This is a genomic window from Aeromonas allosaccharophila, from assembly GCF_000819685.1.
In the GTDB taxonomy this organism is placed as follows: Bacteria; Pseudomonadota; Gammaproteobacteria; order Enterobacterales; family Aeromonadaceae; genus Aeromonas; species Aeromonas allosaccharophila.
The window spans coordinates 1-23,975 of the sequence record NZ_CDBR01000079.1; the positions used below are offsets into that span (position 1 = coordinate 1).

Below are 23,975 nucleotides of genomic sequence, written 5' to 3' on the forward strand. Positions count from 1 at the left end.
TAACTGACTGGCATTAGGCCACTGTGCCGGATTTTTTTATTTCACAGAGTCAGCCATGACCATCAGGGGCAGGGGACCGGGGTGAAGGAGTCTTGCCCCTGGCAACGCCAGCCCATTTCCGCCTCCCGCATCTGCCACAGGTTGTCGTTGCGATAGAGGGTCAGGATGTAGATCATGTCGCTCTTGCTGCCATCGAGGGCGACCGAGAGCACCAGATCATTGTCCAGCTGCTGGGCGTGGATGCGACTGGGTATGTCGCCATGGCCAACGAATCGCAGTGCTACCTCACGGTAGTCATTGACCCAGTGCTGCTGTTGATGGCTTGCCTGACGTATCTGCTGGTTGAACTGCTGCACCGGCGCTGAGGCCAGGCGTCCAAATACCGCTTGTGCTTCGGCGTGGGCTGCCGTCACGTTCGCCAGGATGAGAGTGGTAAGCATACCGATTTTGCGCATGAGAAGTTCCGGCTAACAACGACTGCTTCTATGACAACAGAAAAGCCGATTTGGTTCAACGCAAGGCCCACTGCGACATGATGGCGCTGTGGGCCTGCTCTCAATTGCGTTGCAGCGAGAAGGTGGGCAGTGACAGATGCCAGTAGATAGCCGCAACCCGCAGGCCAAACACCGCCGTCATGCAGATGAGCATGGCGGTTACCCTGTCCATGTTCGCCTCCAGCGCCAGGGTATAGAGAATGCCGCCGAGAATACAGGCGGTGGCATAGATCTCTTTTTGCAGCACCATGGGCACTTCCCGCGCCAGTACATCGCGGATCATGCCGCCGGCTACCCCAGTCATGGTGCCCATGATCACGGCAATCAGCCCCGGGGTGCCGAAGTTGAGGGCCTTCTGGGCGCCAATCACGGTAAAGAGGGCCAGTCCGAAGGCATCGGCCACCGGCAGCACATACCAGGGCATCCTGCGGGGCAGTTTGACCATCCACATGCCGATCAGCGCCGTCGCGATGACGACCCAGATATAGAGCGGATCGCGTACCCAGAACACGGGGGTTGCCCCCAGGATCATGTCACGGATGGTGCCGCCGCCAATGGCGGTGACCGCCGCCAAAACCATGACGCCAAACCCGTCCATTCTGAGTCGGCCAGCCACCAAAACCCCTGAAAACGCGAATACCGCAGTACCAAACATGTCGCTGATGTAAACAATCTGCTCAACCAGTGTCTGCATGGAGAACAACTCACGTCAAATTGTTGATGGGGCCGCGATTTTAGGGGCTGGCGAGCCCAATCGCCAACTGTGCTCGACAAAATTGAGAGTCGGCCGTGATTTTTTCTCGCTGCCCGAACCGGGAGAGTCTCGTGTGTGCCTGCTTGCCCCTGCCGTTGGCGGGGTTCAGGACGTTGCTGCTATCGCGTGTTTTGGCCCGTTTTTTTCCTTAAGTTTCCCCCTGACCCGCCGATACATAAGGTAAGCGGCGTTAATGCGATGAAGCGTTGAAAAAAATGCTAAAGACATCCAAAAACGAGCCGTTAAATAAGACGCATCGGGCACAGAAAATAATAAAGCCTGAGCAAATAGAAGAGTAATTTTAATAGCTTAGGAGAATAGTCATGGGCCTTTTTATCAACACTAACGTTTCATCACTCAACGCTCAGCGTAATATGATGAATTCGACCAAATCACTGGATACATCCTACACCCGACTGGCATCTGGCTTGCGAATCAACAGCGCCAAAGATGATGCCGCGGGTCTGCAAATCTCCAATCGTTTGACCTCCCAGATTAATGGTCTGGACCAAGGTAACCGTAATGCTAACGATGGTATCTCTCTGGCACAAACGGCCGAAGGGGCTATGGATGAAGTGACTGGCATGCTGCAGCGTATGCGGACTCTGGCACAACAGTCAGCTAACGGCTCCAACTCCGCCAAGGATCGTGAAGCGCTGCAAAAAGAGGTGGATCAGCTTGGAGCTGAAGTAAACAGGATTTCTAATGCAACGACTTTTGCAGGAACCAAGCTTCTTGATGGTTCGTTTGGTGGTACTTTCCAGGTTGGTGCGGATGCCAACCAGACTATCGGTTTCAGCTTGAGTCAAGCTGGTGGATTCAGCATCTCTGGTATTGCAGCCGCCGCGGGTAAAGCGACAACTTTTATTAGTGGTTCAACTGCTGGTGGAATCAGCATCAGTAGCCAGAGCAATGCACAGGATGTGTTAGCCGCTGTCGATTCTATGTTGGAAGTGGTTGATGGCAAGCGCGCCGAGCTTGGTGCAGTGCAAAACCGAATGGATTCGACCATCCGTAACCAGGCTAACATCTCGGAAAACGTCAGCGCAGCTCGTTCGCGTATCCGTGATGCAGACTTTGCCATCGAAACAGCAAACATGACCAAACAGAATATTTTGCAACAGGCTGCTTCCAGCATCCTGTCACAAGCCAACCAGCGGCCGCAGTCCGCACTCTCTTTGCTGCAGGGCTAACAAAAGAAAACAGGGCGGTTGTTCAGGCCGCCCTGGTCAAGAGATGGAACAAAGGGGTGTTCGGGTTTGCACCTTGTTCTATCGGGAGAAGTATAATTCTCTACTAGTAATGCCAAGTGTTGTCCAGCTGTTCAGTTCTGTCACGCTTGGTCATATTCTCCTGAGCATATGCTCATCTTTAGGCCGGTTTTCCGGCCTCTTTTTATTGTGTCGTCAATTTGACGTCACTCTGTCAGTTTAAAGCATGAACCATGCCAATACACTTCACTCCACAAAATGAGCTATTGCCAGTTGCTGGCGGCTTGTTCGACTGGCTCTGCCCTTGCATTGTTGCCGCTTGTCGGAGAAATCTTGCCGCTATGGGCAACAATTTTCCTAAAGCTTGTCTCTGCGCGGCCGTTAAATAAAGTGAAGCAATCGAGGGGTGTTCGGAATCCAACGTTTGCACTACTGCGGGTGACCTGCTAGTTCAAACAGGCACCCGCCTGAAGAGTCAGGCATGTTCAAACTGCTCTTCAAACGGTGGGCCGTCGTGAAGTTGGACGACGCAACCCGCAGTCGCATGTTCTTCGGGAGAATTTATTATGGCCATGTTCATTAATACCAATACCTCATCACTGAACGCCCAGCGTAATTTGATGAATACCACAAAATCACTTGATACTTCGTATACCCGCTTGGCATCTGGCTTGCGCATTAACAGTGCAAAAGATGATGCGGCCGGTCTGCAGATATCCAACCGTCTGACCTCCCAGATCAATGGCTTGGATCAGGGCAACCGTAACGCAAACGACGGCATCTCTTTGGCGCAGACCGCAGAAGGGGCGATGGATGAAGTGACCGGCATGCTGCAGCGCATGCGTACCTTGGCCCAGCAATCTGCCAACGGCTCCAACTCCGCCAAGGATCGTGAAGCACTGCAAAAGGAAGTTGATCAGCTTGGTGCTGAAGTCAACCGAATCTCAAAAGATACTACGTTTGCAGGCACTAAATTACTTGATGGAAATTATGGTGGTACCTTTCAAGTCGGAGCGGATGCTAACCAGACTATCGGTTTCAGCTTGAGTCAGGCTGGTGGATTTAGCATCTCCGGTATTGCAGCTGTTGCAGGGAAAGCTACAACCTTTATTAGTGGTTCAACTGCGGGAGGCATCAGCATCAGCAGTCAGAGCAATGCTCAAGATGTGTTATCCGCAGTTGATTCTATGTTGGAAGTGGTTGATGGTAAGCGTGCGGAGCTTGGTGCTATTCAGAATCGACTGGATTCCACCATCCGCAACCAAGCCAATATTTCGGAAAACGTCAGTGCAGCGCGTTCACGGATTCGTGATGCAGACTTTGCGACCGAGACTGCCAATATGACCAAGCAGAATATTCTGCAACAGGCAGCTTCGAGTATTCTGGCACAGGCTAACCAGAGACCGCAGTCCGCTCTTTCCCTGCTTGGGTAGTGAGTAGACCAGGCTGATTAAGATGGGAGAGATGAGATGACAACTGAACTCGGTAATCTGTCATCTGCCAATGGCGCTTCCTTACAGCTACGTGACAAGAGCGGCCAAGTGGCCGCTCAGCTGCTTTCAGGTTCGATGGAAGAAGCGAAACTCACGGGGCAGAAAGAGCCGGAGTTAAAGGATGATAATGAGATCCAGCAGACGCAGAACAAGGCAGAACTTGAAAAACAGGTACAAAGCTTGCAGGAGTTTGGGCAGCTACAAGGATGGACTGTTAATTTTAGTTTGGAGCAAGACGTGGACCAAGTAGTGATTAAGGTGATGGATACTGATACTCGGTCAGTGATACGTCAAATCCCCAGCGAAGAGCTGCTCGCCATTCACAAACGGATTCAGGCGTTGCGTCAAGGTGAGGCGGGGGCGAACCCTAAACTTGGTTTATTGCTTGATCGCGAGATATAAATCGAAGAAATGAGGAGAAGATATCATGGCTATTACCTCTGCCGGTGCAGGTTCAGGGCTCGATCTCGAAAGTGTGATTGCGGCTAGTGTGGCGGCTAAAAAGGCACAACTGCAACAACCGATCGTCAAAAAACAAAACAGCACCCAGATCGCGCTTTCTGGCATCGGTCAGCTCAAGTCATCCCTCACTACCTTCACCGATATTCTCGATACATTGAGTAAACCTGGTGCCTTCAACAAGCGGACAATCAATATCACACAAGATAAAGATAATCCTGTTATGAAAGTTGAGAGTAAGAGTGGGGGGTCTAATGGTCAGTACAATATTACTGTCAATAAATTGGCTATGACGAGTCGCCAAGAAGGAATATTTGACAGTTCTACAACCCCACTCATTACTCAAGACGGCCAACTGACCTTTAAGGCTGGTGACAAAGAGTTTAAGGTCGATGTTAAAGCTGGTGATACCTTACAAAATATTCGTAAGACCATTAATAGCAGTGGGGACAATTTTGGGCTAAGCGCCAATATTGTTAATACGGCTGATGGTAAAGCTCAGTTAATTATTGATTCCGGCATTTCAGGAGATGGCAAGGATTTGACTATCACTGGAAGCACATCAGAGCTTGGGATGTTTTCTATTGGGACCCCTGGCAGCGTTATGAGTCAGAAACAGGCTGCCAGTAGTGCCGAAATCATAGTCGATGGTAATGCGCTGAAAAGTGATACAAATGTTTTTGATGATACGATTCAAGACCTGAAACTTACGATATTACGTGTTTCCGATAAAGATAGCAATGGTAATCTCAAATCTAATAAAGTAGATATCACGACAGATAAAACATCGATTCAGGATATGGTTAAGCAGTTTGTTGATGGATACAACGCACTGCAGGATAAAATGGATGTGCTAGGTAAGCGTAACAGTATTGTTGGTGGGGTCAGGCAGGATGATGGTGGCGCTCTAGCTGGTGATGCAAGTACTCGGACAATCAGTAGCTTTATGGCTAATACAATTACTGGTAAAACAGGTACAAGTACAACGTACTCCAGCATCTTCGAAATTGGGATAAAAATGGATAATAAGGGTAAGCTATCTCTTGATAAAGATAAGTTTGGCCAAGCCGTTGATAAAAACTTTGATCAGGTTGTAGCATTATTTGGTGGGGATGATGGTCTTGCTGGTACTTTGAATAAAGGGCTAAAAGAGTATACCAAGTCTGGAGGGATGCTTGCTGAGCGTACTGATACACTGAATGCCGACTTGCGTAGTTTGAACCAGAAGCAGTCAACTTCAAATGCTCAGCTTGTTAAGTATGAGGCATCACTTCGTGCGCAGTATGGTAGTTTGGATGCTTTACTGGTAAAAATGAATAATTCTGCGTCAGCTTTGAAGTCGCTTCAAGTTAAAAGCAATAGTAACTGATGATTATCTTTTTAGAGGTTGTATGTGATGTATCAACGTAATTTAAAGGCATATAAAACGACCAGTATAACCGCTGATTTGGCCGTTGCCGATCCTCATCGAGTCATTCAGTTAATGATGCAAGGATTTCTCGAAAGATTGGCTCAAGCCAAGGGTGCCATAGAACGACGTGATATGGAGGCGAAAGCTGTCGCGGTTTCTAAAGCTCAGGGTTTATTGCATGGGTTGCAAGATGTGCTTGATATGAGCCAAGGAGAAGTGGCTGAAGATTTATATCGACTTTACTCTTATATGGATGAACGAATATGGGATGCCAGTTTGGCCTTGGATTCGACACCAATCGATGAAGTTATGGCGTTGATGGTGACTATTAAATCTGGTTGGGATCAATTGTCTGAGGAAGCAAAACAACAAGGTTACCAAATGAGACAGCAGTTAGGTGATTTATAATGAGCTATCTGCTCTCTTTACAGCAGGACTTAGAGGATAGTTATCACTCGATTACCTCCCTATTACATAACGCAAACTATGATGAGGCGTTGGTTAGCATGGATCGCCGTCTTGAATTGATAAAGTGCTTATTAAAATTGGTAGAGGATGACCCAGCTCAATTACCTGATGCTAAAAAATTATCTGCAGGTCTACATGAACAGGAAGAGGACCTGATAGCGTTGGCTTCTCAGCATCATCAGATAATTTTCCGAAAGCTATTCAATATTGGACGTGGGGAAAAAGTTAAGCTGGCGTATCGCTTGAACAGCAAGGAGTTTTAATGTCGGTAAAGATTGATGATGCCTTAATAAAGGCAGAGAAAGATGCATTACGGATTCAAAAACAAGCAGAGCAGGAATCCGCTATGTCAATAGCGTTACCGATCCGCTTTTCTCAGAATATTGCAGCATTTCGTAAGTATATTCCACATATTGCCGACACGTTTGAGTCATTCCAGCCAGCTCGCCCATTCCGATTTTTTTGCAACGATAATGGTCAGCCAAACATGGCTTGGCTGGATGATAATATTGCGGTTTATGGTGACGAACCATATCTTATTTGTGAGACTTTAGTTAAGGAGTTTATGGATAAAGGAGGGCTTTCAAAGTTCTCATTTAGCCAAGAATCAAATCCTCTAGGATTTATGCATGTAGATTATCTAAATAAACTGAATGCATATTTAGAAGAGATATCTTTACAAGAAAAATTGTTAAAGAAAGTACCAAATGAAGTACCTACCGCCCTCGTTTTTGGGGTTGGACTGGGTTACCATCTTGGTTATCTATATGAGCGCTGTAAGATTGGTACGTTATTCCTTTTTGAACCAGACTTGGATCTATTTTATGCATCACTATATTGTTTTGATTGGGCTCCACTACTCGATTATTTGCACCAAGAAAATCTAGGCATTCATATTTTGTTAGGCCAAGATGAAGAAACAATATTTAATGATTTTGCTTCAGCTATTCACAGTCGAGGATCTTTTCTGATTGCCAATGCATTTATTATGTGGGGCTATCAGAGCGAAAAAATAAATATGTTAATTGAGAAAGTTCAGCGTGAATATTACCTTCTGGTTATGGGATGGGGTTTTTTTGATGATAACTTGATTGCACTATCTCATACCGTTGATAATATAGAACGGGGAGTGCCATTTTTTCTCAAAGACAAAAAAATACCGGAAAGATATTCCAGAACACCAGTTTTTGTTATTGCAAATGGTCCATCTTTAGATGCATCTATTTCCTTTATTGAAAAAAATAGAGATAAAGCAATCTTAATATCTTGTGGAAGTGCTATTTCAGCCTTGCATAAATTAGGTATTAAACCTGACATCCATGTTGAAACTGAGCGAACTAAAATAGTTTATGATTTTTTAGTGAATTTGAATGCAAATGATTATTTGCATGACATTCTTTTTCTGAGCACAGATGTGATCCATCCTTATTGCTCTACATTATTTGATACATCAGTGTTAATTTTTAAGCTATATGAACCAGGTGTAACACTTTATCATGCTAATTTTTCTAACTTGCCAAAATATGCAGCTCTAGGTGGTTTAAATCCTTTGGTTGGTAATATTGGAGTTCGTGCACCTATTCACCTTGGCTTTAAAAACATATATTTATTTGGTCTTGATAATGGCTATAAAAATAAAGAGCATCATCACTCAAAATTTAGTGCCTATTATAATAGTGAGGCGGGGGCGGAAGTACTTGCTGATCTGATGTATGGTGATAATCAATGGCACCATGAGGGTAACTTTGGTGGTTTTGTTACGACCGATGCAATGTTTAATTCATCACGTGTCATTGTAGAGCAGGTGTTGGCTGCTAATGACGATGTTCGATGTTTCAACTGTAGTGATGGAGCAAAAATTACCAACGCAAGGCCATTACCTTGTGGTGAAATTAAACTTTTTGAAATAATAAATAAAAAAGAATTGCTCACTCATATTGCACAATTATCTGCACCTATTCCATTGTCTAAAAAGGATTTTAAGCCATATTTAGGGGTTGATTATTTTGAGTTGTTTGTTGACAGAATGTTGGGTGAATGGAGGCAGAACTTTTCTTCCAGAAATGAGCTGAATCAACTAATGCTATGTAACTTTGGGTATCTCTCACAGATCGCTGCGACTCGCCAAAAACATATATCTCAAGTTATGATAGGATCAATGAATTATGCATTCGCGATTTTAAGTTCTATTCTTTACTCCTTTGAAGGTGAAGAAAAGACTATCGCACTGATGAAACCAGCAATTAATTTATGGTTAGAGTTTTTAGAGAAGGCTCGGGATATGTATCCTATGGCTATTGATAGTGTTGATTTAGTTGATAATGAATGGATGAATTTCTTTAGAAAATAAAAATAAATGCCGACGATATGTCGGCATTTATTTATAGTTCGTATGGATTGTTCGCTATAAGAAGTTGTTCATTTTTTTTGATAATTTGCACTGAGACGAGTGAGTCAGGCATAACCTCAGAGTGTTCATCATGATGCTGAACCAGCTCAAAAATACGATGATATGCAGGGTGCCAGCAAAACATCTTACTGTAGTTCATTTTATAACTATAAACTCCATTTTGATGCTTATATTTCTTCCTATAGTAACTATGAGGTGGGTGAAAGTCCACGATAGCAACGATTCCTTTATCTTGAAGTAATTCATGGCATTGGGTTGCTATTTTGAATAGATCATTGGGTTCACAGAGATATAGACAGAATCCAAATATAATTAAATCAACAGGCTCTATTGCTGGTAAATTATCGGCCGTACCTTGAGTAAGATGCAAATTCGGATATGTTTTCAAGCCATCCATTATTGCTGCGAGTGATGGATCGATGCCATATCCGCTGGCATTAAAATGTTCAGATAAAGCTGATACTCTCCATCCATTAGCACACCCAATTTCTAGAATTCTTTTCGGGGTGCAGTTTAGTTGTTGAAGAGCTTTGAAAACAAGGTCACCTTGTATTTTTCTATGTATATAACCATGTTTATTCCGTTCAAACCAACAGTTACCCTCTTGTTTTATAAATATATCTTTCTGATTCATGATTTATCCATATCTACATAAAAAGGATGATTTTGTTGCCCCAATAATAAAGAGGGAATTAGCGTTTCGCCTTTCCAACCTAAATCAATGAGCTCCGATGAAATTTCCTTATGAAAGCTAGATGTTATTACTATCAATGCGTTTGAATTGTTTTGAGCAATCAATGATGATACGACATCAGGTGCATACTCAATAGTAATGGATGAGCCTGGCATTCGGCTTCCAACCTTGCTCATGTTCCCATCTATTATTCTGCTTGGCTCTAGTTTGCATACTGACATGATTAGAGTGCAATATGAGCCAGCTCCCCAAAAGATCAAGTTTTTGCCATCGACATGATGTGACAGTTGCTCTTGCCATGCGGTAATACACTGTGAATACCTTGTAGTATCTGGAACAGAAATGACATTTTTCGTGATGTTATTATTGAGTACATATCTATTTTTAATAGTACGCTCAAAAACTACAATCATATTTCCTAACTCGGTTGATATGGACTGTTGATAATTCCAGTTAAATGTGGATGCCAGTTTAAGTAAAGAAGAGAGAGAAAATACATGAACATGTTCATGGTGAAAAGGATCTAATGAGTTACCATCTAAATTATTTTCTAAAGAAGGTGTCTCAATTAAGAGGTAAGACTCAGGATTTGCAATGTTAGACATGCCTTTAAAGAAGTCATTAAAATCAAAAATATGTTCTATCACATGTCGATGATATATTATGTCAAACATCTTGTTATCACTTAGAGACAAGAGATCTCTAGTGTTTTCATTAGTAAAAAAACCGTTGAATACTTTAAGGCCATGATTTATGCATATAGCTGAATTCTCAATGTTTGGTTCGCATCCAAAGTATAAATCTTGAGGGAAAATATTTCGTAAATCCTTCAGCATTTGCCCAGAGGAACATCCTATTTCTAAGATAGCAAGCTTATTACGATAGATTAGCCTTCTAACTTTGCTATATAAATTAACAAAGTCATTTCGTTGTGAGTATGCAATATTGACGGAGTCAGCGCCCCAATAGTGATGCCGATATATATCTTTCAAAATATTTATATCATAATTAGGTATAAATGCATGACCACACTCCATGCAGCAAGAATAATATAGGTCACGATACATTTGTTCAACTTCATCGCCTACCGCATGCAAATAAATGGGAAAAGCAGGTATTGAAAGAAACGGCTGTACTCTGGTTGATAAACATACGGGGCAGGCAGTAGTTCCAACATTTTTTATAGACATATTATTCCTCATTTTCAAAGTCAGAGAGAACAAAAGATCGGCCAAGCACATTTAATTTAGGTTCAACCCAAGCTCGGGATGCTGAATCTAGAAAAATCAATGGGTCTTTATGTAATTCAGCTTTAAGTACTTCCACACAAGTTTTTGCATCTACATAAAAGCCCAGCTTAGGATATCCATTTACAAGTGGTTGGAGTGCTTCTGCTTTTCGTAATGTATTTTCTATCTTTTCCCAGTCGTAATCAAGGTCACATCCCCATGGCCTTACATGTGTGGTCCATTCTATTGTATGGAGGATGCCGTGATCATCAATGAGTTCTCCGGAGAATGACTTTTGATAGCGATAAGGAATGCCTCCAATCTTGCTTTCTATATAATGTAAATATGTTAGAGAACTTATTTTTGCCCCATACATTACTATAACACCTGATTCTTTCTCCAAGTAAGAGAATATAGATCCCCTCCCAAACGCATTTAAGTTTTTAGTTGGCTGGAATGGAGCACTCCCACGGCCTAAAACAGAAAACATTGGATCAAATGATCTATAATCGGCCCAGTTACATTTATGTAGATACTGATTAAGTGAACCAACCTCTATCGGTGCTGTTCGCAGGTCTAGCTTTTTCAATTTTGGAAATTGATAGTTAAAGGCTGGAATCAAGCAATTAATTGGCAATGTATTAAGCAACTCTCTATGAGCGCCAAGTACGTCTTGTTTTTCTGTTTTTAAGATAAGAGGCTGTGTATATACTATATCACTATGAACTAATGCCGGTTTCCCCTCATAATTACTCAAGCTGGATTTCATTAAATTCTGTAATATCCGAGCATCACTCTTATCTTTTTTTAGCATTTTTGTATTTGATAGACTGTTTTTTTCAATATAAAAATTAGCATTTTGTCTATCAATTTTCGTTTTTAGCCAGTTAGATAGTTCCTTAAAAGATGTTAGTTTATCAAATATAGTTGATGGTATATTACAGTCTAACTCTAACTCTAATGCCATGATTAATCTTATTTGCATGAGTGAATCCCACTGGGGAGTACTTGCTATAGTGGCATTAAAAATCTCATCAGGTGTAAGCATTGGCATTAGATGATGAAATACACGCTCAAGTCTTTCTGTATTGGCCAGTGAGCTTGAATTATTAGATTTTTTTGCTGAATCATCTGAATCATCTGAATCATCTGAATCATCTGAATCATCTGAATCATCGAAGGCATTGGAAAATGATGTCTTATATGTTTTTGGATAAGCTTCTACCAGCTCTATTAATCCATGAGCTTGGTGTAAGATAAATGCTATCCTGCGATCATCGAATGCAGGGTCTGGGGTTGGAGCAATCATGCATGTTGCCCCCATTTTTTTGGCTATATCTAGTGCTATATCCATATCATCTACGGCATAACAAATGTGATATACCCCACCACCTCTTGATAAATGGCCACGAATAGGGCTCTTCTCGCTCAATGGGGCAAGGATCTCAAAAGTTACACCTCCAGAGACTTGAACGAATGCATACCTCACATCTTGAGACGTATTTATACTCGGTCCTTTCCATAATCTAGCTCCGGGCAATGAAATATAATCTGCGAGTGTTTTTTCTAGATTGGTTGTTGTTACAGCAATATGATCAATATATAGAACACCTATATGTGACAATAATGTGCTGTTTTTTTTGTGACAATTAGTCATTGTTTGAAACCTCTAGCCATTCTGGTGTGGTGGCATCATTAGTTTTCAAGTTATAGTAATATTCATTGTTACAAGACAAAGTGAAACCATGCTTAGAGTAGATATCTGCAGCTGGTTTATTACGCTCTGTGGGTATAAATAAACCATGCAGAGCATTAAAACCATTGGCTTTGGCATAGTTCATTGCCCATACAAGGGCTCCTGTCTCAATGCCACGACCAAGAACTCTGCAAGATAAAATGAAAGTTTCAATGTCTAGTACATCGTTATCTTGTGGTTGCAGAATCAGTACGCCAATGATTTCATTACTGCTATATCGATCACTTAAACTTATTGTGGCTATATGTGATCCATGCGACTGCAGGCGCTCAAGTTCTACTTCACTATGTCGTCTAGTTGTCGTATTGAATTGGTTTGTCTTTGCTATTAATTGAAGTGTTCTTTGCTTACTTGAATCTGACATGGGGGAAAAAGACAACTTCATCTGTAAACTTTTTAAGTAGTCTAACTTGGAGGTGAATTTATTTTTGTCTGAGATAGCTAGTTGGCGTGACTTGTATTTTGTACCTCTGACTTTATCTTCCTCAGTAAGGGATATGCTAGCAAAACAGGGAAGAGAAGCAATAAAATCAGCATATTCTGTAATGTCATCGGGCAGCTCAGGTACGATGACCTCAGGTAATGAGCTGCGGACTTCCTCACGCTCATAAAGGCTATCATCAATGAAACATAATGAAGAAAGACCAACCCCAATCTCCAGTGCGATCTCACGAATATTATCTGATTTAGACTGCCAGTTTATTTTCTTTATAAGAAAGTCATCCTCCCTTAAAATCATATCAGGATGACAATTTATGGCTTGCAAAGCTATATTTTCAGTATTTTTACTACATATTGCCAACATTACCCCACGCTTTGCTAATGTTTTAATTACATGCTGCACTGCAACAAATACATTACCAGGATAATCCGAACCCAGTTTGATACCTACAATTCCATCATCCCCAATGATTCCTCCCCAAAGAGTGTTATCTAAATCAAGAATTAGTACTCTAGCTGTTTTCCCTAGCAGTGCTTGATGAGCGCTAATCATGCAATCTATCAACATGTCGGAAAACTCTGGAGTATATGGGAAGCGTCCAAGAGACCAATATTTTAGGGACCAAGCATTTTCACTCCCTTTAAAATGCAAACAAGCAGATAGTGGTAAAAGATGGCCATCAGCGATTTCACTAGATAGCTGTACAAGTTTTTGGTTTGCATTAAAAACTAGCTTTGCTAAAGACGAGTGATCCCTATATGCAGTATCTGTTAAGCTTTGAACGAACACCTTTACTGGCGAAAAGTCAAAGATAAAAAAAACTCCGTCTAAGTGAGATCTCGCCTCACGAATAGAAAGTATATAATCCTCTATGCGTTGATATATTTCTGTCTCCAGAGTCTCATCATATTGACTATTGGGTTCCGGCAGAAAGTCTTCAATGCGCTCACAAAAAATGCATATATTGGGATTGCTTTTTCTTAAATATGACTCTTCATCTGTCAGTTGTATCCGATATTGCCCAAATGGAATGTCAATTATCTTCCATGAAGAGCAATAAAGCTCAGAGGTTCTTCTTTTTAAGTATTCAGCAGCTAAAGTCCAATTTGCACTTCCTAAAAATGTAGCGCTGGGAATATATGGTGTAGTCATGAAATTTTCTCCATAACGCCATGAGTAGTTAATTTACGACACCAATCTATGCATTCTTGTAATGGCACTCCGGTAATGTCTGAAATTGAAATGCAATCATTCTCTCCATCAGAGTAACCAATAATATTCATCATGTTCTCAACGATTTTTTGGGTGTTTGCTGTGCTTGTTTGTGGATAAAGGCCACGTTTGCCTAGTTGGGGCTCACAGGGTTGAATCATTCTATATGTATCATTGCCTTCTATTGCCAAGAGGCATTGTTGCAGGACACCGAATCCTCCTGCAAGTCCTGTTGGAGTCACGAGGTTAAGGTCATCTAATGAAGTATGATATTCTGGATAGCAGCCATATTTGCTTCTCATCACAGATGCAATTGGCAAGTCGACACCCGGACTACAGTATTGACGCTCGTCACTGCCTCGCTGTAAGTATGAATACTTTATAAAGTCAGGTGTAACGTCTCGGAGCACTGATAATGCAGCCCTGTCAGAAATCGAGTTCCCTTTCCTGGATGGTAAGAATGAAAATGTGCCTTCATCACCTAAACATGTCAATACATACCCTGCAACAACCTTCTTTTTTAAATGTTCTATATGTTTACTTAGGTATACAATTGCTCCAATCGTTTCTGGTACAAAGACAAATCTATATGTATAACGTCTACGATGTAAAGACTTTAACCATTTAGCTAATGCTAAAGCGACAACTGGACCAGATAATTCATTGTTAGCCATTGACGGGTGGCAGATATAAGTAGATAAAAGAATCTCTTCTTCGGTCTCACCTGGAATAATAAGGTCGGCATAATTTAACTGACCGGGTTCTAACTCACTATCTATCTTTACATGAAGCGGTTCATTAGGTGGTATTTCATTGTATTGATTTTGGGTTAGACAAAATCCCCAGTTTTTTCTGTAGTAAGATGTCACATAGGGAATTGCATCAGGTTGGTTTGGTAGTGAAAACAAATTTGGTTGTAATTGTTCTTTGGTCATCCATGTATCGATAGGGATAGAGTATCCCATCACATGAAGATTATGGTTTTTTATATCAATAATTTTTTCATTTTTGCTGTTGGCGATCCAAGCCTCTCTAATATTCCATTCATCTGGAACGGTCCAGTCAAAAACGGATGAGCCAGATGCAATGGTGTGGATGTTAAGTTCTGACAACTCTTTTTTTATATAGCCAAGAGTTTGACGGACACCATTACCAGTGAGGCTACGATGAATAGGAAAAAGGTCATGCATCCATTTGTGCATTTGCTGTCCAATCTCTGCGCTCATTTGCATCCCTGTTTTTATTTCCAATTGATTGATGAATAGTGGGTATTTAACTTGAGCTATCTCGATAGTTTTTTAAGTCACTCTTAGTAAATAGTGTTGTATCATCGCTATTTACTAATGAAATCATCAAGTCTGACTGCTTTGCCTCGCCTGATATCTGTTCTGGTTATTTTCCCGATAACTATGGGGAGAGCCTCTGGAGGCAACCCATAGCCAGGTCGGATCCGTCGAATGTGTTGCGGTTGTATTATGGTGCCAGCTGGAATGTCAGTGACAAAATATAGAGAACGACGAAATCGTAGATTTGCCTGCTCAGCTTGGTTACTACCACTATCCCCTGTTCCCAAGGCTTGCCAGCATAGTTTAGTCTGACTACATAGTTCTTTTAACTCGTGCGGTTCTAAAGAAAACGCTGCATCTGTTCCACCATCCGAGCGATCCAGAGTTAGATGCTTTTCAATAGCGACAGCACCTAAAACTATTGCGAGCTGCGCTGCAGTATTACCTAAGGTATGGTCGGATAAACCTACTGGTACTGAAAATGTATCAGCCAAGCGAGTAATGCGCTTGAGGTTTATATCGGAAAGAGGAGTTGGGTAGCCACTGACACAATGAAGGAGCAGTATTTGTGTACAGCCATGTTCACGTAATGTTATTAGCGCCTGAGATATTTCATTTTCAGTGGACATCCCAGATGAAATGATAACAGGCTTTCCTAGTCGAGCAATATATTGAAGTAAAGGTATATCGGTCAGTTCAAAAGAAGCAACTTTATAAGCTGGAGTGCCTATGCTCTCTAGAAAATCAACTGCGCTCTCGTCAAATGGGGTAGAGAAAATAGTTAATCCACGAGAGTGTGCCCGTTCAAAGATCGGCTTATGCCATTCCCATGGGGTGTGGGCTTTATGATAGAGATCGTAAAGTGTATAGCCATCCCATAACCCTCCCTCGATGTGAAAATCAGGCAAATCACAGTTGAGCGTCATAGTATCGGCAGTATAGGTCTGCAATTTTATAGCATCAGCACCAGCATCAGCTGCAGCATCTACCAGTGCTAATGCTCTGTCCAGCTCACCGTTATGATTACCAGATAGTTCAGCAATAATGTAAGGTGGTGAACTCTGGTCAATGAGACGGCCATTAATAGAGAAAGGGATCATAGGTAAACACTCACTTGGACTGTTAATATGTGCTTGTTAATTTAACTTATTTTTAAGAAAAATTCCATTATTGCAACGGAAATAGAAGATATGTTTTTTCTTTCTATTGTAATAAAATTAATAATTTTTTCTCTGGGGATAAAAAAAATTGATTCATACTCGAAAGAGTGAGCTTTTGTAAAACAATCAAGAATCACCTCTTGGCTTACATCACTATACATATAGACACCTATGTCGAGAACCAAAGCATCGTTGTCAATAACATAGCAAAAGGGAGTTATTGTGCTGACCATATTTTGGTTTACACCAATTTCCTCATATAGCTCTGTCAGTAATTGTTGCTTAAAGTCGAATCTATCATTGTTATTTATTGTGGAGGCATCTAACCCACCACTTGGCACTAACTCCAAGAGTCCTGCATCTTGGGTTGTGAATTTAGCACGCATTCCAAAAACAAAACCGTCTCTACATTCCATAATGCCAGAAACTGCAATGGGCATTATTTGGATTTTTTCAAGAAGCCCCGGCTGGATTCTTTTTGAAAAGAAAAACCTGTAATTATCGATGACAGATGTAATTTTGTTTGATGAGTCTGATATACAAGAGAGAATGTTTCCATCGAAAAGGGTACTATTTTTACTTTGCGCTATATTCCAAATTTCATCGACGATGGGGAGTAGGGAGTCATCATGTTTGATTCGATATTTTTCTATGGAAAGCACGGCGTTTTCTGAAAACTCATGCACACTTAACATGTTATATCTTCCCTTAAAGTAGAAACTCATGCTATATTAACAGAAGTATGTAAGGAGGTAAACTTATGAAAGATAAGCTGGATTTGATTCAAATTCATGAACATTGGAAGAATTGGGCTATTACCTATGGCACAGAACTACGGGCCACAACGAAAACAGGAACAGCAAAACTAATCGAGCTGGCTGAGTTGGCAAAAACCATCTCATCTTTGAAAGAATCACTTCCGATTAATTCACGAGTTTTGGAAATAGGTTGTGGCAACGGTCACAATCTTTTTTCTTTGCATGAAGTCTTTCCTGAGTATCAATATGAAGGGGTGGATTTTATTGATGAAATGATTTCATCGGCGGAGCAACTTAGGGAAAGTAAACTAATCAATAATGAATCAATTTGTTTTAGCGTGGGCAATGTTCTTAATTTGGAAGGCCTGATTGAACAATACGACTTGATTTTTACTGTCCGTTGCCTAATAAACTTAAATACGGATATTCTACAAATGAAAGCTATTGCTAACATTGCAGAAAAAGTAAAATCAGGTGGGTATATTTTAATGCTTGAGAATTCTACAGGATCTTACTCAAGGCAAAATTATTTGCGAACGCTTGTTGGCCTTGAAAAAAGAGAGCCAGCAGAATTTAATCACTTTATGAATGAAGAGTTAGTTCATGATAAATTGGAATCATTGGGGTTCTTCCAAGTAAAAAACAGCAGTTTTTCAACACTGCATGACATCGTACTTTATGTTCTCCTGCCTATGATAAATGGTGGCAAAGTCGACTATGACAATCCTATCGTTGAAGCCGCTGCAAAATTATCAAGTGCCTTAACTGAAGATGGGTCTGAGATGTTAGGTGATTATGGCCAAAATAGACTGTATCTATATCAAAAGCAATGATGTTTAGTCAGGGAATTATATGAAAGGAATTTTTTTTGACTTTGATGGGACGTTGGTTCAAAGCTTGGAGTCAATGTTCAATATATATTCTTTGTTTTTGTCTAGAAGAAATATACAGGCATCTATTATTGAATTTGAAAAGCTAAATGGCCCCCCTTTAATCGAGGTCATTCGTTGTCTAAAAGAGTGGCATCATTTACCTGAAAGCAATCAATCATTGCTTGCTGAGTATAATCTTTTGATAGATGAAACGTATATTAATTCACCTCCAAGTGTAGGGGGGGTAAAGTTAATTCATGAGGCTTTGAAGCATTCATATCGCTTGGTTATAGTGACATCTAATAAAAGAAGTCGAGTTGAAGCATGGTTAGATTTTAATGATTTGCAAGATAGCTTTGATTTAATTGTCGATGGTGACGATGTTAATATTGGGAAGCCTCATCCTGAACCATATCTGATCGCATTGAAAAAATCTCGATTATGTCCTAGCGATGTTGTTGCGGTGGAGGATTCCATCCAAGGTGCTACATCTGCTTTTCAAGCCGGTCTCATTACCTATTTGCTTACTGATAATCTAGGCGGTTGTCAACAGGAAACAAAAGATGGTTTTAAATATATTCGTTCTTTATCAGAGTTGACGGTTTCATTATTTGGTGATTCGTGATTCGTGATTCGTGATTCGTGATTCGTGATTCGTGCTTGTGGGTTACTATTTATATATGAAAGTTCAATTGGTGTTGTTAATATAATTATTCGAATTTACGGTGTGGTCTATATACTTAGAGAGTGCGCAGATAATAAAATTATCCTTAGATTATATACGCACTTATGGATTTTATTCGTGAGTCAGCGTACTTTAAAAACAGGCTGAATAGGTTCACCGTCAAGATTTTCTTGTATTGTCAACTTACTATCGTGTTCTATCAGTGCTGGTAATATCTCTGCATATATTTCCAATATTTTCATGATATCTGCATCGGTATGAGAATAGTTGAGGTTATGACTTCCTAGTGTCAGGATTCCTCGTTTACATAATTCCTGCATCAGATAGCTTTTCAATAGCCAGCTAGAGTGATTGTGGGAGTCCGCGACTAACAGGAAACACCATGTAGGATGTCCGGCAGTTTTTATCCATTCTGGTGCTTTTATATCATCGAGGATGGTATTTAAGCCATCAAGAAGAAATTGTCCTCGTTCAGTTAAACGACCTGGTATATTGTAATGGCGCATTTTTTTGATGACTGCCTTGGCGGCAGCTAATGCAATAACATCCCCACCAAAAGTACCAGAGAAAAAAATATCTTCCATACGCTTCATATATTTTTTACGTCCGACCACGGCAGATATAGGGAATCCATTGGCCATACCCTTGCCAAATGCTGCAAGGTCCGGCGTTACTCCGAATAAAGTTTGCGCTCCTCCAAGATGATTTCGAAAGCCGGTGATTGTTTCATCAAAGATGAGCAGCGTACCATGAGCATCACAGAGCTGGCGTAGGCCCGGCAGAAAATCGGGGTTTGGCCAGGCTACGTTCATTGGTTCCAGAATGACGGCTGCAAACTCATCCGGGTGGGTTTCCAGTAGATGCTGTAGTGAGGCGAGATCGTTGTAGTCAAATCTGTGGGTCAGCTCTCTCACGCACTCGGGGACCCCCAAATGGCGAGTGGTTGAGCCAATGTACCAATCTTGCCAGCCGTGATAGCCACAAACGGCTACCCTCTCGCGCCCTGTAACGGCGCGGGAGAGCCGGATACATGCGGAGGTCGCATCCGTCCCGTTTTTGCCAAAGCGAACCATCTCGGCACAGGGAATAAGCTCGATAAGCTGTTCGGCGACCTCGGTTTCCAACCGGTGAGGAAGGGAGAATATCGAGCCCAGATTGAGCTGCTCCATGACCGCCGCATTCACATCCGGATCGCAATATCCAAGGCTGATAGCCAGCAGTCCGCTTGCGAAATCGATGTACTCATTTCCGTCCACATCCCATACATTTGCTCCTTGTCCCCGTTCGATAAAGAGAGGGGCGGCCCCATAGGGGAAACAGAGGCGGCTTTTGGAGAAGGTCTGGGAGCCTAGAGGAATACTCTGCTCAGCACGGGCCGAGAGTATTAGTGACTGTTGATAACGTGAATTCATTATTGTGTTTCCTTGGCAAGGGAACGAGCCAGCCCTTCATTGCGCTGGTGTTGGGTATTGAGAATTGCCAACTCAGGCTGCTGCGCCAGCAAGGCGAGGATATCGTCAGTGGTGAAGGCCGGGTTGCTGGGATAGAGAGCTTGGTAAATTTGCGCTACCAATTCAAAATCGGCAGGCTCATCGACAGTCCAACGCAGGTGAGCGAGTGAAGGAGTTCGCTGCAGTTCGCCTATGGAAAATTGCTCGGAATGGTTGCGAACGTAATAGGTGACATGTTCCCGCTCGGTCTGCGTGGTGGCTTTTTCCTGCAAGGTTGCCAGAGTTGATCCGCTTATGATCTCGGCATCCAACCCATCTGGGTAACTGGGGTTGCCGCAGTTGCTGCTGTAGTCGTATTGGCCTGTGAGATGCAAGGCTATCAGCTCATCTATCACCATTGGGTCAGCCAGCGGGCAGTCACCGGTGAGACGTACAACATGGGTCGGACTGTAGGATTGAGCAGCCAGATAGAAACGCAGCAGCACATCGTCAAGTGGGCCGCAGAAACAGGGAATATTCAGCCTTTCACACAAAGCCGCAATGGAGTGATCTTCCGGCTGATCGCTGGTGGCAACCAGTAGCTGGTCCAGTAGCTTGCTCTGCTGCAGACGTTCAATCTGCCTTGCCAGCATGGGTTCGCCCAGCAGATCTTTCAGTACCTTGTTGGGCAGACGGGTAGAGCTGGTTCTGGCCTGCAGAATACCTAGGATCATTATGTTCTCCAGAGTCCGGGGTTGATAAGGCCCTGTTTCATAGAGGCAAGCGAGGCAATCTCGGCCTCGTTGCATGTATGTAATGCTTGGCTGGCCGCAACGATAGTGGCCAATTCTTGCTCATGGCACACACCGACGACAAAGCGGCTTACTTGTGGCAGGGCAGTCATGATGGAGAGTGCTTTGCCTAGCGGGGCGAGCGAGGGGAACCAGTTGTCAAATTGCTTCAGATCGGCCGCAAAGCGGTGAAAATAGTCTGGCCGCTGCGCCGGCTGCATCAGCAGGAGTCCCTGCAAAAAGAGCGAGCGTACATGGATTTCACACCCCATCTCTGCCAGCTTGTCGAGCCAGCCGGTGCGCAGAAAGCGCTGATCGAGCAGATTGGCAGGCAATTGCACCAGTTCAAGGGGATAGCCAGCTACGATCCAGGTATCGAGCTCCTCTGGAGAGTAAACGGAGACGCCTAGCTTGCCGACACTCCCCTGATGTTGGAGTTCAGCGAGCAACTCGAACAGGGCTGGAGAAGCATCCTGGCTTCGATGGAGCAGCAAGCCATCGAGCCGTTTGCGCCCCAGCAAGTGCATGCTGTGATTGAGCTCAGTCTGGACATTGGTCAGCGGGAGTCCTGGTGCGAGTTTGTCGATCAAGGTGAAGTCATTGGTATCCCGTTGCCCCAGCCTCTGCTCGGCATTGCCATAGGCTTGCGCCGTATCCAGGGTGTCAATGCCTGCCTGGCGCGCTAGCGCAATGATGGCATTGAGCTCATCATCGCTGACCTGTCCGTCCCGGTTGCTAATACCGTAATCCAGGCCGAATTGCACTGTGCCGAGGGCTAACCGCATAGTGCCTGCTCCAGCGCATCTACGACCTGTTTCTGGTCTGAGTTTGAGAGAGTCGGAAACAGCGGAAGAGATATGGCACCCTGATAGTAGGCTTGAGCCCCCGGATAGGCTGCCGGATCATGCCCCAGCCCACGGTAATAGGGCTGAGCAGGAATGGGAATATAGTGAACGTTGACGCCAATGCTGGCAGCGCGTAGCCGTGCAAATACCTGATCGCGATCTGTCACCTGGATGACATAGAGGTGATAGCCGCTGTGACGGTCACTATGTTGTTGCAGCGGTCGGACTGGCAGGCGGGCCAACAGTTCGTCATAGCGACGTGCAAGTTCACGTCGCTGGGTGATGAACTGATCAAGCCGACCCAGCTGACTGAGCCCCAGTGCTGCCTGAATGTCGGTCAGACGGTAGTTAAACCCCAGAAGTTGCTGCTCGTAGTACCACTCCCCGGGGGAAGGTATGAGCAGCGATTGCGGGTCACGAGTGATCCCATGGCTGCGATAGAGCCGTAATTGGGCTGCAAGCTCTGGATCCCGGGTTGTGACGGCGCCACCCTCTCCGGTGGTGATAGGCTTGACCGGATGAAAGCTGAAGACCGTCATATCACTGTGAAGGCAACTGCCGATTGGTGACTCCTGATATCGGGCTCCCAGTGCATGGCAGGCATCTTCTATCAGGGTGATGCCGTATTGGCGGCAGAGCGCACCAATTTCTTCGAGATCGCAGGGTTGGCCCGCCAGATGTATCGCAATCAGCGCTTTGGGCAGAACATGTGTGAGCGCGGCCTGTTGCAGCTTGCTTTTGAACGCCATGACATTGAGGTTGCCGGTAGCGGGGTCAACATCAACAAAGTCCACGTTGGCATTGCAGTAGCGGACGCAGTTCGCCGAGGCGACGAAACTCACTGCGGAGACCCATACCGTATCTTCGGCGCCAAGCTCCAGTACTGCACAGGCCAGATGAAGCGCAGTGGTGCCGTTACTGCAAGCAACCACATGCGGCACTTGGCAGTAATCGGCCAATGCCTGCTCAAAGGTGGGGACGGCCTGGCCTTGGGTCAGATAATCAGATTTTAGTACGGCAACGACGGCCTCAATATCGGCATCGCTGATCGATTGGCGGCCATAAGGGATCATTCGGACAACACCTGCTGGTTCATGCTCTGTAGTTCGGCTATCGACAGAAAGTGCTGATTATTTAGGGAATTGTATTCGAAGCCTGGTGCGACCAGCTTGGCCATCTCACCCAGCGCATTAATGCTGAAATCATTGTTGCGGCTGGTGAAACTGATGCTGGGGGCAATCACATAGTAATCGTTGAACTCGTAGGTGTGGAAAGAGTCGTCAGCCGGACACATCACCTCGTGCAGCTTCTCCCCAGGGCGGATGCCGATGATTTCCTGTTTAAGGGACGGAGCCATGGCCGCCGCCAGATCGGTGATCTTGACCGACGGAATTTTCGGCACGAATAGTTCACCACCGCGCATACGCTGGAAATTGCTAAGAACAAAATCGACGCCTTTCTGCAAGGTCAACCAGAAGCGTGTCATCTCGGGATGGGTTATTGGCAGCGTATTGGCGCCGCTCTTGATCAGATTGTCGAAGAAGGGCACGACCGAGCCCCGTGAGCCGACGACGTTGCCATAACGCACTACCGAGAAGATGGCAGGGGTCTTGCCTGCCATATTGTTGGCGGCAACAAAGAGCTTGTCAGAACAGAGCTTGGTTGCCCCGTAAAGGTTGATCGGGTTAGCTGCCTTGTCGGTCGAGAGTGCAATGACCTTCTGTACACCATTGTTGAGCGCGGCCTTGATGACGTTTTCGGCCCCTCCCACGTTGGTCTTGATGCACTCCATCGGGTTGTATTCGGCTGCTGGCACCTGCTTGAGCGCCGCAGCATGCACCACGAAGTCAACATCGCGCATCGCCATGTCGAGGCGCTCGGCATCGCGAACATCGCCGATAAAGTAGCGCATGCAGGGATGGTTGAAACGCTGCTGCATTTCAAACTGCTTGAGCTCATCACGGGAGTAGACGATCAGTCGCGCGGGTTGGTAGCGGGATAGCACGGTAGCAATAAATTTTTTGCCAAATGACCCCGTGCCACCGGTAACCAGGATTGTTTTTCCATTAAACATTACGGTGTCCCATGATGAAGATTGGTATCTATAGAATTCTA

At 43.8% G+C, this 23,975-nt stretch carries 23 protein-coding genes; 9 read left to right on the plus strand and 14 right to left on the minus strand.

From position 1 onward, the window contains the following. Positions 1 to 62 precede the first annotated feature (62 nt). On the minus strand, positions 63 to 455 hold the full coding sequence (locus tag BN1115_RS13400; protein ID WP_042657544.1) for a hypothetical protein: 393 nt from the start codon (positions 453 to 455) through the stop codon (positions 63 to 65). Between the two features lie 100 nt (positions 456 to 555). Then, on the minus strand, positions 556 to 1,188 hold the full coding sequence (locus BN1115_RS13405) for a trimeric intracellular cation channel family protein (protein ID WP_005333975.1): 633 nt from the start codon (positions 1,186 to 1,188) through the stop codon (positions 556 to 558). Between the two features lie 383 nt (positions 1,189 to 1,571). On the opposite strand from BN1115_RS13405, the gene BN1115_RS13410 reads away from it, so the two are divergent. The 7 genes from BN1115_RS13410 (at position 1,572) to BN1115_RS13440 (ending at position 8,640) form a co-directional block, all read left to right on the plus strand. Beyond that, positions 1,572 to 2,441: a flagellin N-terminal helical domain-containing protein gene (locus BN1115_RS13410; protein ID WP_042657545.1), complete on the plus strand. Its 870-nt coding sequence runs from the start codon at positions 1,572 to 1,574 to the stop codon at positions 2,439 to 2,441. 584 nt (positions 2,442 to 3,025) lie between these two features. Then, positions 3,026 to 3,892 (plus strand): flagellin N-terminal helical domain-containing protein, encoded by an 867-nt coding sequence (locus tag BN1115_RS13415; protein ID WP_042657546.1) that lies wholly within the window; start codon positions 3,026 to 3,028, stop codon positions 3,890 to 3,892. Between the two features lie 36 nt (positions 3,893 to 3,928). Beyond that, complete coding sequence (locus BN1115_RS13420; RefSeq protein ID WP_042657547.1) at positions 3,929 to 4,354, plus strand: flagellar protein FlaG; 426 nt, start codon at positions 3,929 to 3,931, stop codon at positions 4,352 to 4,354. Between the two features lie 22 nt (positions 4,355 to 4,376). Then, positions 4,377 to 5,780 (plus strand): flagellar filament capping protein FliD, encoded by a 1,404-nt coding sequence (fliD, locus tag BN1115_RS13425; RefSeq protein WP_167335558.1) that lies wholly within the window; start codon positions 4,377 to 4,379, stop codon positions 5,778 to 5,780. A 27-nt stretch (positions 5,781 to 5,807) separates the two neighbouring features. Next, positions 5,808 to 6,230, plus strand: a complete 423-nt coding sequence (gene fliS / locus BN1115_RS13430) for a flagellar export chaperone FliS (protein WP_042657549.1) — start codon at positions 5,808 to 5,810, stop codon at positions 6,228 to 6,230. After that, complete coding sequence (locus BN1115_RS13435; protein ID WP_042657550.1) at positions 6,230 to 6,553, plus strand: hypothetical protein; 324 nt, start codon at positions 6,230 to 6,232, stop codon at positions 6,551 to 6,553. Before fliS ends, BN1115_RS13435 begins: the two co-directional genes overlap by 1 nt. Then, positions 6,553 to 8,640, plus strand: coding sequence for a motility associated factor glycosyltransferase family protein (locus tag BN1115_RS13440; RefSeq protein ID WP_042657551.1), 2,088 nt, complete (start codon positions 6,553 to 6,555; stop codon positions 8,638 to 8,640). Before BN1115_RS13435 ends, BN1115_RS13440 begins: the two co-directional genes overlap by 1 nt. Before the next feature lie 31 nt (positions 8,641 to 8,671). Here the strand turns inward: BN1115_RS13440 and BN1115_RS13445 are convergent, their stop codons facing one another. The 7 genes from BN1115_RS13445 to BN1115_RS13475 form a co-directional block, all read right to left on the minus strand. Next, positions 8,672 to 9,334 carry a class I SAM-dependent methyltransferase gene (locus BN1115_RS13445; RefSeq protein WP_042657552.1) on the minus strand — a complete coding sequence of 221 codons (663 nt, stop codon included), beginning with the start codon at positions 9,332 to 9,334 and terminating at the stop codon, positions 8,672 to 8,674. Continuing rightward, positions 9,331 to 10,584, minus strand: a complete 1,254-nt coding sequence (locus BN1115_RS21725) for a class I SAM-dependent methyltransferase (RefSeq protein ID WP_167335557.1) — start codon at positions 10,582 to 10,584, stop codon at positions 9,331 to 9,333. The genes BN1115_RS13445 and BN1115_RS21725 overlap by 4 nt, the downstream gene beginning before the upstream one ends. 1 nt (position 10,585) lies before the next feature. Further along, entirely contained in the window at positions 10,586 to 12,280 is a 1,695-nt protein-coding gene (locus BN1115_RS21730; RefSeq protein ID WP_082034854.1) for a VOC family protein, read from the minus strand. Continuing rightward, positions 12,273 to 13,973 carry an HAD-IIIC family phosphatase gene (locus BN1115_RS21735; protein ID WP_082034855.1) on the minus strand — a complete coding sequence of 567 codons (1,701 nt, stop codon included), beginning with the start codon at positions 13,971 to 13,973 and terminating at the stop codon, positions 12,273 to 12,275. Before BN1115_RS21735 ends, BN1115_RS21730 begins: the two co-directional genes overlap by 8 nt. Beyond that, positions 13,970 to 15,259: a DUF4910 domain-containing protein gene (locus tag BN1115_RS13465; protein ID WP_208597764.1), complete on the minus strand. Its 1,290-nt coding sequence runs from the start codon at positions 15,257 to 15,259 to the stop codon at positions 13,970 to 13,972. The genes BN1115_RS21735 and BN1115_RS13465 overlap by 4 nt, the downstream gene beginning before the upstream one ends. A gap of 107 nt (positions 15,260 to 15,366) precedes the next feature. Further along, positions 15,367 to 16,419 (minus strand): pseudaminic acid synthase, encoded by a 1,053-nt coding sequence (gene pseI, locus BN1115_RS13470; protein ID WP_042657554.1) that lies wholly within the window; start codon positions 16,417 to 16,419, stop codon positions 15,367 to 15,369. A 41-nt stretch (positions 16,420 to 16,460) separates the two neighbouring features. After that, a complete protein-coding gene (locus BN1115_RS13475; RefSeq protein WP_042657555.1) occupies positions 16,461 to 17,174 on the minus strand; it encodes a hypothetical protein in 714 nt (237 codons plus the stop codon). 65 nt (positions 17,175 to 17,239) lie between these two features. On the opposite strand from BN1115_RS13475, the gene BN1115_RS13480 reads away from it, so the two are divergent. Beyond that, positions 17,240 to 18,070 (plus strand): class I SAM-dependent methyltransferase, encoded by an 831-nt coding sequence (locus tag BN1115_RS13480; RefSeq protein WP_050070512.1) that lies wholly within the window; start codon positions 17,240 to 17,242, stop codon positions 18,068 to 18,070. A 19-nt stretch (positions 18,071 to 18,089) separates the two neighbouring features. Further along, positions 18,090 to 18,734: an HAD family hydrolase gene (locus tag BN1115_RS21740; protein WP_082034856.1), complete on the plus strand. Its 645-nt coding sequence runs from the start codon at positions 18,090 to 18,092 to the stop codon at positions 18,732 to 18,734. A 182-nt stretch (positions 18,735 to 18,916) separates the two neighbouring features. Here BN1115_RS21740 and BN1115_RS13485 read toward each other — a convergent pair whose 3' ends face one another. The 5 genes from BN1115_RS13485 to pseB are packed head-to-tail and all read right to left on the minus strand — an operon-like array spanning position 18,917 to position 23,934. Continuing rightward, positions 18,917 to 20,206 (minus strand): aminotransferase class III-fold pyridoxal phosphate-dependent enzyme, encoded by a 1,290-nt coding sequence (locus tag BN1115_RS13485; protein WP_042657556.1) that lies wholly within the window; start codon positions 20,204 to 20,206, stop codon positions 18,917 to 18,919. Continuing rightward, entirely contained in the window at positions 20,206 to 20,958 is a 753-nt protein-coding gene (locus BN1115_RS13490; RefSeq protein ID WP_042657557.1) for a cytidylyltransferase domain-containing protein, read from the minus strand. The genes BN1115_RS13485 and BN1115_RS13490 overlap by 1 nt, the downstream gene beginning before the upstream one ends. Continuing rightward, positions 20,958 to 21,800 carry an aldo/keto reductase gene (locus BN1115_RS13495; protein ID WP_042657558.1) on the minus strand — a complete coding sequence of 281 codons (843 nt, stop codon included), beginning with the start codon at positions 21,798 to 21,800 and terminating at the stop codon, positions 20,958 to 20,960. The genes BN1115_RS13490 and BN1115_RS13495 overlap by 1 nt, the downstream gene beginning before the upstream one ends. Next, positions 21,791 to 22,933, minus strand: a complete 1,143-nt coding sequence (gene pseC / locus BN1115_RS13500) for a UDP-4-amino-4,6-dideoxy-N-acetyl-beta-L-altrosamine transaminase (protein ID WP_042657559.1) — start codon at positions 22,931 to 22,933, stop codon at positions 21,791 to 21,793. The genes BN1115_RS13495 and pseC overlap by 10 nt, the downstream gene beginning before the upstream one ends. Then, entirely contained in the window at positions 22,930 to 23,934 is a 1,005-nt protein-coding gene (gene pseB, locus BN1115_RS13505) for a UDP-N-acetylglucosamine 4,6-dehydratase (inverting) (RefSeq protein WP_042657560.1), read from the minus strand. Before pseB ends, pseC begins: the two co-directional genes overlap by 4 nt. Between the last annotated feature and the right edge of the window lie 41 nt (positions 23,935 to 23,975).

Coding starts and splice junctions, on each gene's coding strand:
- BN1115_RS13400 (WP_042657544.1), bottom strand. CDS start 455: ATGCGCAAAATCGGTATGCTTACCACTCTCATCCTGGCGAACGTGACG.
- BN1115_RS13405 (WP_005333975.1), bottom strand. CDS start 1,188: ATGCAGACACTGGTTGAGCAGATTGTTTACATCAGCGACATGTTTGGT.
- BN1115_RS13410 (WP_042657545.1), top strand. CDS start 1,572: ATGGGCCTTTTTATCAACACTAACGTTTCATCACTCAACGCTCAGCGT.
- BN1115_RS13415 (WP_042657546.1), top strand. CDS start 3,026: ATGGCCATGTTCATTAATACCAATACCTCATCACTGAACGCCCAGCGT.
- BN1115_RS13420 (WP_042657547.1), top strand. CDS start 3,929: ATGACAACTGAACTCGGTAATCTGTCATCTGCCAATGGCGCTTCCTTA.
- fliS (WP_042657549.1), top strand. CDS start 5,808: ATGTATCAACGTAATTTAAAGGCATATAAAACGACCAGTATAACCGCT.
- BN1115_RS13435 (WP_042657550.1), top strand. CDS start 6,230: ATGAGCTATCTGCTCTCTTTACAGCAGGACTTAGAGGATAGTTATCAC.
- BN1115_RS13440 (WP_042657551.1), top strand. CDS start 6,553: ATGTCGGTAAAGATTGATGATGCCTTAATAAAGGCAGAGAAAGATGCA.
- BN1115_RS13445 (WP_042657552.1), bottom strand. CDS start 9,334: ATGAATCAGAAAGATATATTTATAAAACAAGAGGGTAACTGTTGGTTT.
- BN1115_RS21725 (WP_167335557.1), bottom strand. CDS start 10,584: ATGTCTATAAAAAATGTTGGAACTACTGCCTGCCCCGTATGTTTATCA.
- BN1115_RS21730 (WP_082034854.1), bottom strand. CDS start 12,280: ATGACTAATTGTCACAAAAAAAACAGCACATTATTGTCACATATAGGT.
- BN1115_RS21735 (WP_082034855.1), bottom strand. CDS start 13,973: ATGACTACACCATATATTCCCAGCGCTACATTTTTAGGAAGTGCAAAT.
- BN1115_RS13465 (WP_208597764.1), bottom strand. CDS start 15,259: ATGAGCGCAGAGATTGGACAGCAAATGCACAAATGGATGCATGACCTT.
- pseI (WP_042657554.1), bottom strand. CDS start 16,419: ATGATCCCTTTCTCTATTAATGGCCGTCTCATTGACCAGAGTTCACCA.
- BN1115_RS13475 (WP_042657555.1), bottom strand. CDS start 17,174: ATGTTAAGTGTGCATGAGTTTTCAGAAAACGCCGTGCTTTCCATAGAA.
- BN1115_RS13480 (WP_050070512.1), top strand. CDS start 17,240: ATGAAAGATAAGCTGGATTTGATTCAAATTCATGAACATTGGAAGAAT.
- BN1115_RS21740 (WP_082034856.1), top strand. CDS start 18,090: ATGAAAGGAATTTTTTTTGACTTTGATGGGACGTTGGTTCAAAGCTTG.
- BN1115_RS13485 (WP_042657556.1), bottom strand. CDS start 20,206: ATGAATTCACGTTATCAACAGTCACTAATACTCTCGGCCCGTGCTGAG.
- BN1115_RS13490 (WP_042657557.1), bottom strand. CDS start 20,958: ATGATCCTAGGTATTCTGCAGGCCAGAACCAGCTCTACCCGTCTGCCC.
- BN1115_RS13495 (WP_042657558.1), bottom strand. CDS start 21,800: ATGCGGTTAGCCCTCGGCACAGTGCAATTCGGCCTGGATTACGGTATT.
- pseC (WP_042657559.1), bottom strand. CDS start 22,933: ATGATCCCTTATGGCCGCCAATCGATCAGCGATGCCGATATTGAGGCC.
- pseB (WP_042657560.1), bottom strand. CDS start 23,934: ATGTTTAATGGAAAAACAATCCTGGTTACCGGTGGCACGGGGTCATTT.